The sequence below is a fragment of the Deltaproteobacteria bacterium genome (assembly GCA_003696105.1).
In the GTDB taxonomy this organism is placed as follows: Bacteria; Myxococcota_A; Polyangia; order Haliangiales; family J016; genus J016.
Genome location: RFGE01000203.1, coordinates 1 through 4,704 on the forward strand (window position 1 = coordinate 1; position 4,704 = coordinate 4,704).

Annotated in this window: 5 protein-coding genes; 4 read left to right on the forward strand and 1 reads right to left on the reverse strand. The window is 71.9% G+C overall.

Annotated features, from left to right (window positions below; all coding sequences use genetic code 11):
* A partial coding sequence (locus D6689_13455) for a methionine adenosyltransferase (GenBank protein ID RMH40529.1) occupies positions 1-329 on the reverse strand: 329 nt, incomplete at its 3' end.
* A 247-nt stretch (positions 330-576) separates the two neighbouring features.
* On the opposite strand from D6689_13455, the gene D6689_13460 reads away from it, so the two are divergent.
* The 4 genes from D6689_13460 to D6689_13475 all read left to right on the forward strand — a co-directional run.
* On the forward strand, positions 577-1,215 hold the full coding sequence (locus D6689_13460; protein RMH40526.1) for a hypothetical protein: 639 nt from the start codon (positions 577-579) through the stop codon (positions 1,213-1,215).
* Positions 1,216-1,306: 91 nt separating this feature from the next.
* Complete coding sequence (hisD, locus tag D6689_13465; GenBank protein ID RMH40530.1) at positions 1,307-2,617, forward strand: histidinol dehydrogenase; 1,311 nt, start codon at positions 1,307-1,309, stop codon at positions 2,615-2,617.
* Positions 2,595-3,713, forward strand: coding sequence for an aminotransferase class I/II-fold pyridoxal phosphate-dependent enzyme (locus tag D6689_13470; protein RMH40527.1), 1,119 nt, complete (start codon positions 2,595-2,597; stop codon positions 3,711-3,713). Before hisD ends, D6689_13470 begins: the two co-directional genes overlap by 23 nt.
* Positions 3,714-3,715: 2 nt before the next feature.
* The coding region (locus D6689_13475) for a DNA methyltransferase (GenBank protein ID RMH40528.1) at positions 3,716-4,704 on the forward strand (989 nt) is incomplete at its 3' end.

Consider the following 4,704-nt stretch of genomic DNA (forward strand, 5'->3'; position numbering starts at 1 on the left):
CCGCGGTCGACGCCTTTGGCGATGTCCGGCGACTGTTGCTCGATGGCGGCGAGCACGCCGCAGCTCGCGTAGTCGAACCCCTTGTCCGAGCTGTCGTACCCGATCTCCTTGATCGTGCGGCGCACGATCGCGGGCATGTCCACGTAGGTGGACGTCGTGATCTCACCGGCGATCATGACGTATCCGGTCTTGACCAGCGTCTCGCACGCGACTCGGCAATCCGGGTCGTCAGCGATGATGGCGTCGAGGATCGCGTCCGACACCTGGTCGCAAATCTTGTCGGGGTGGCCTTCGGTGACGGACTCGGAGGTGAACAGATAATCGGGCATGGTCCCGGGGGAGTAACCCGGAGCCGCCACCGGTGTCAACGGGCCCGCGACGCCGCCACGCTCCGGCCCGCCTGCCCGCGCCCCTCGCCCGGTCACGGCGCCCGGTCGCGGATCGATCCCGCGCCGCCGCCGCCGATCCGCCCGCGCGCGGTCGCCGCGCCGGCCCGCCGGGCGGACGGCCGAGCGACGGGCGGCCGGCGACCCGCGCGCGCCAGGCGATGCGTCGAGTTGCGGTATGGTTGCCCCGATGAGGGCCGCGGTCATTGCCCTGGGTGCCGTCGCCGCATTTGCCAGCGCATGCGGTGGCCGACCGCCGCCGCCGAAACGACTCGTGATCGAGTCGAACGTGGCGTCGTGGACGTTTCGCCGCTACCAACGCCTCGTCGACGTCGAGGTGTGGGTGCCGGACAACCGCGCGGTCGGCCACACGGCGAGCTACGCGGCCGCCGCCGCGGTCAAGCGGGGCCGCCTCGCCGACGACGATGTCGTCCACGCGTTCGTCACCCGCTACGCGAAACCCGACGGCGTGCTCCGCGCGACCGTCGCGTTCGCGCGGCGGCTCGCGCAAGAGGCCGGCTATCAGGTCGAGGAGCGCACGATCGAAGGGGTGCGGCTGTACGCCGTCGCCGGCCAAGGCGAGGCGTGGGTGCTGTGGTGCTCCGGCCGTTACATCGTCAAGCTCGGCGGCCGCGGCAGGTCGTCGGTGCCCGGCGCGCTCGTCGAGGCCTACGGCGAGCGCTACCCGTCGTCGCTGCCGGCCGGCGCGCTCGAGGGACCGCTGCCCGAGGGACCGTCGCTGCAGCCGCCCGACGCGAGCGAGCCCTACGATCCGAACAACCCGCGGCCCGATTGGGACCACGACAAGCGCCGCCGCGGCGACCGGTGACCGCGCCGGCGGCCGTCGCCGCGCGCCTCCGCGGTCGCCGCCGTCACACCGTGGCGCGCGCCGCGGTCGTTTCGCGGTATCGTGCCGCGACATGTTGCTCCAGCGCATCGACGGAACCGACGCCGCCGCGGTGGCGAGCCTGTGCGACCGCCGGCCGTCCGCCGAGCGCGACGTCGACGCGCGCGTGGCCGCCATCGTCGACGACGTGCGGGTTCGCGGAGACGCCGCCGTGCGCCAGCACACGGAGGCGTTCGACGGGCGACCGCCGGGGCCGACCGGCAGCTACGAGATCTCGCGTGACCGCTGCGAGCAGGCCCTCGCCGACCTGCCCGGCGACATCCGGCGCGCGCTCGAGCGCGCGCGCGATCGCATCGCCGCGTTCCACGAACGCCAGGTCGAGCGCGGCTACGCGATCGACGACGAGGGCGTACGCCTGGAGCTGCGCGTCATGCCGCTTGCGCGCGTCGGCATCTACGTGCCGGGGGGCACCGCGGCGTACCCGTCGTCGGTGCTGATGAACGGAGTGCCCGCACGCGTCGCCGGCGTCGGCGAGATCGTCATGGTGACGCCCGGACCCACCGATGAGGTGCTCGCCGCGGCGGCGCTCGTCCCCGTGGACCGCGTGTTCGAGATCGGCGGCGCGCAGGCCGTCGCGGCGCTCGCCTACGGCACCGAATCCATCCCGCGCGTCGACAAAATCGTCGGCCCCGGCAATCGCTACGTCGCCGCGGCCAAGCGGCGCGTGTACGGCGACGTGGACATCGACGCGATCGCGGGCCCGTCGGAGGTGCTGATCGTCGCCGACGACGCGGCCGAGCCGCGTTGGGTTGCCGCGGACTTGCTCGCGCAAGCCGAACACGACGCCGACGCCAGGCCGGTGCTCGTCACACCGTCGGACGAGCTCATCGACGCGGTCGACCGCGAGCTGGCCCGCCAGCTCGTATCGCTGCCGCGCGCCGACGTCGCGCGCGCGGCGCTCGAGCGCCACGGCGTCGCCGTGCGCGTGCCGACGGTCGACGCCGCTCTGGCCATCGCCGAGCGCTACGCTCCAGAGCACCTCGAACTCCAGGTTCACGGGGCCGCCGACCTGGCCGAGCGCGTTCGCTGCGCCGGCGCGGTGTTCGTCGGGCCGTTCACGCCGGAGGCCGCCGGCGACTACCTGGCGGGGCCGAACCACGTGCTGCCGACCGCCGGCACCGCCCGGTTTTCGTCTCCGCTGGGCGTGTACGACTTCCGCCGGCGCATGTCGGTACTGCGCTACACGTACAAGGGCCTCATCGGCCAGGTGTCCGACATCTCGCGGTTGGCGCGGGTCGAAGGATTGCACGCCCACGCGCGCTCGGCGGCGATGCGGCTCGCGCCCGACGTGGACGACGACGATGGAGACGACGTCGATGACTGAGCCGTGGCGTGCGCGCATCAGCGAACCGTTGCGCGGCGTCGCCGCGTACACCGTGCCGCGCCCCGCAGCCGCCGGCGTCCGCGCCAAGCTCGACGCGAACGAGTCGCCGTATCCGCTGCCTGCCGACGTCGCCGCCGACATCGCCGCCGCCATCGCGCGGGCCGATCTGCACCGGTATCCCGACCCGGCGTGCAGCGAGCTGCGCGCGGTCGTCGCCGCCGACATCGGCGTGCCGGAAGGCCGCCTCGTGTTCGGCCACGGTTCGAACGAATTGATCCTGCACCTGTGCCTCGCATTCGGCGCACCGCCGGCCGGTTCGCCGCGGCCGCGCGTGCTGTATCCGGTGCCGTCGTTCGTCTACTACCGGAGCGCGGCCCTCGCCGCGGGCGCCGAGCCGATCGAGGTGCCGCTCGGCGCCGGCTTTGCGCTCGACGCGGACGCGATCGCCGATGGCATCGCGCGACACGATCCCAACCTGGTGTTTTTCGCGCGACCGAACAATCCGACCGGCACGCTGTGGGATCGCACCGCGATCGAAGCGCTCGTCGCCGCGCACCCGGCGACCCTGTTCGTCGTCGACGAAGCGTACGTCGAGTTTTCCGGCGACAGCCTGATCGACCGGCTGGCGGACGCGCCGAACCTGATCGTCCTGCGGACCTACTCCAAAGTCGGGCTCGCCGGGCTGCGCGTCGGCGCCCTGGCCGCGTCCGAGGCCGTCGTCGCCGAGGTCGGCAAGGTCGTGCCGCCCTACAACCTGGGCGTACCCAATCAGATCGCCGCGACGCGGCTGCTGTCGCGGCATCGGGCGCTGCTGGCGGAACGCGCGGCTGCAGTCGCGGCGGAGCGCGAACGACTGCGCACCGCGCTGTCGCAGCTCGACGGCGTGTTCACGTTTCCGTCCGCGGGCAACATGGTGCTCGTCGAACTCGTCGCGCCCGACGCAGCGTGGCGCGCCCTCGCCGACCGCGGCGTGCTCGTCAGGCGGTTTCCCGGCCACCCGCTCCTCGACCCGTACCTTCGCATCACGGTCGGCACCGCCGCCGACACCGACGCCGTCGTCGACGCGCTGCGCGCGGCGATCGCGCGCCCGCGGTAGCGATGATCAAGTACATCGGTTCGAAGCGCACGCTGATTCCCGTGTTACTCGAAGCCGTGCGGCGCGCCGCCGACGCGCGAACCGTCGCCGACCTGTTCTCCGGCACCGCCCGCGTCGGCCACGCCCTCAAGGCGGCCGGCTACCGCGTCGTGTCCAACGACAACAACGCCTACGCGGCCACCCTGGCCCGCTGCTACGTGCAAGCCGACGCCGAGGACGTGCTCGACGACGCGCGCAAACTCATTCGAGAACTCAACGCGCTGCCGGGCTCTCCCGGCTACTTCACTGACACGTTCTGCATCCGGTCGCGCTTCTTTCAGCCGAAAAATGGAGAGCGCATCGACGCGATCCGCGAAGCGATCGCGGAAAAGAGCCTCGATCCCGAACTCGAAGCCGTCCTGCTCGTGTCGCTGATGGAGGCCGCCGACCGCGTCGACTCGACGACCGGCGTGCAGATGGCGTACCTCAAGAGTTGGGCGCCGCGGTCGTACAACGACCTGGAGCTGCGGGTGCCGAACGTCCTGCCGCGCGCCAAGCACGGCAAAGGCGCGGCGCTATGCCTCGACGCGATCGACGCCGCCGCGCGCATCGACGCCGACGTCGCCTACATCGACCCGCCGTACAATCAACATTCGTATCTCGGCAACTACCACATCTGGGAATCCCTGATTCGGTGGGACAAGCCGGAGGTGTACGGCGTCGCGTGCAAGCGCGTCGACGTCCGAACTCGCAAGAGCGCGTTCAACTCCCGGCCGCGGTTCGCGGCCGCGATGCGGCGCCTGCTCGACGCCGTGCGGGCCCCGGTGATCGTCGTGTCGTTCAACAACGAGGGCTACCTGACCCGCGACCAGATGGAAGCGCTGCTGCGGTCGCTGTGGGGCGGGCGGGGCAAGGTGGCGACGATCGAACGCGACTTCAAGCGCTATGTCGGCGCCCAGATCGGCATCTACAACCCGAGCGGTGAGAAGGTCGGCCGCGTCAGCCACATCCG

What these genes read in the sequence shown, in the direction of transcription:
- D6689_13460 (RMH40526.1), top strand. Translation starts at nt 577, where the DNA reads ATGAGGGCCGCGGTCATTGCCCTGGGTGCCGTCGCCGCATTTGCCAGC.
- hisD (RMH40530.1), top strand. Translation starts at nt 1,307, where the DNA reads ATGTTGCTCCAGCGCATCGACGGAACCGACGCCGCCGCGGTGGCGAGC.
- D6689_13470 (RMH40527.1), top strand. Translation starts at nt 2,595, where the DNA reads ATGGAGACGACGTCGATGACTGAGCCGTGGCGTGCGCGCATCAGCGAA.